Source organism: Streptococcus sp. CL8.13 (genome assembly GCF_049737895.1).
The window spans coordinates 1-1,322 of record NZ_JBKOTT010000147.1 but is presented as its reverse complement, the minus strand read 5'-3'; the positions used below and the strand labels follow the sequence as shown (position 1 = coordinate 1,322).

At 41.5% G+C, this 1,322-nt stretch carries 1 protein-coding gene; it reads right to left on the bottom strand.

Annotated elements, in window-relative coordinates:
• The coding region (locus ACLNCN_RS04850; protein ID WP_424844744.1) for a pneumococcal-type histidine triad protein at positions 1 to 1,322 on the bottom strand (1,322 nt) is incomplete at both ends.

The following is a 1,322-nucleotide window of genomic DNA, read 5'->3' as shown; positions in this document are numbered from 1 at the left end:
CATCATGATCGTCATCGTCATCATGTGCTGGACTTGGTGTTACTGGCGTTTTACCTCTCAAATGATCTTGAGCTGCCTTAATTTGCTCAGGTGTCAAATCCTTCTTAAAGAAGTAATGATTGTGGTCGCCATGAGTCATGACAAATCCTGCCGCATCTTCACTGATAACTCTATTTGCATCAAACCTGTGATCATGGTCTTCACCATGATGGTGGTCATGCTCTTCTTCATCGTGATCATCATGAGATGCACTTGGTGTTGTCGTATTTGCCCCTTTCAAGTGATCCTGAGCCGCCTTAATTTGGTCTGCTGTCAAATCTTTCTTAAAGAAGTAATGATTGTGGTCGCCATGAGTCATGACAAAACCTTCTGAATCTTCACTTATAATTCGATTGGCATCAAAACCATGACCATCTTCTTCCTCATGGTGGACATGTGAAGTCGCATTACTTGATCCAGTATTAGAAGAACTTCCTACCTCTTCCGTGTTAGAGTGTGATGGGGGATTGTTAAGAGATGACTTAGGAATATAATGATAGTGGTCCCCATGTCTTACTATATAAGCATCACCGGTATCTCTGACAATGTCATTAGGGTTAAAGACATAACCATCATCTGCTGCAGTAACACCATTATTCGGTGTCACCGATAAAGGTTGACTGAGAGCTGTAGTATTCCCTGATAAATATGCTTTTGCGGCTGCTAATTCACCTGCCGACAAGTCACTCTTAGGAATGAAATGATAGTGACCACCATGTGGTACTATATAACCATCACCTGTATCTTTAATGATATCTGAAGCGTTAAAGACATAACCATCATCTGTTGTATAGCGTCCCTGAGACCTTGCTACAGCAACATCAGCGCCGACCTTCTCATTATCTTTGACATGTTCTTGTTTTTGACGATTGATTTCATCCTTGGTTCGAACATTATCAGCATGAGCTGCATCTTTCAGGTAGACATAATATTTTCCATCGACCTTGATGATATAGCCACCCTTGACCTCATTGACAATATCAGCGTCTTTAAGTTGATAATTAGCATCCTTCATCAGAAGTTCTTCACTAAAGAGGGCATCATAAGGAACTTTACCATTATAGTAATGATAGTGGTCACCGTGTGACGTCACATAGCCCTGATCTGTAATCTTAATGACAATTTGCTCAGCCTGAATTCCTTCTTTTTGGCTAACCTGATCCGGCGTCAGTTTTTCAGTTTTTTGACTTGACTGGCTGCCATCCACATACGAGACACGATTATTGTCCTTATTTTCCTGCGAGCGATGCTGGTTCAGTGCATAAGCGCAAAGACTCAAGGAT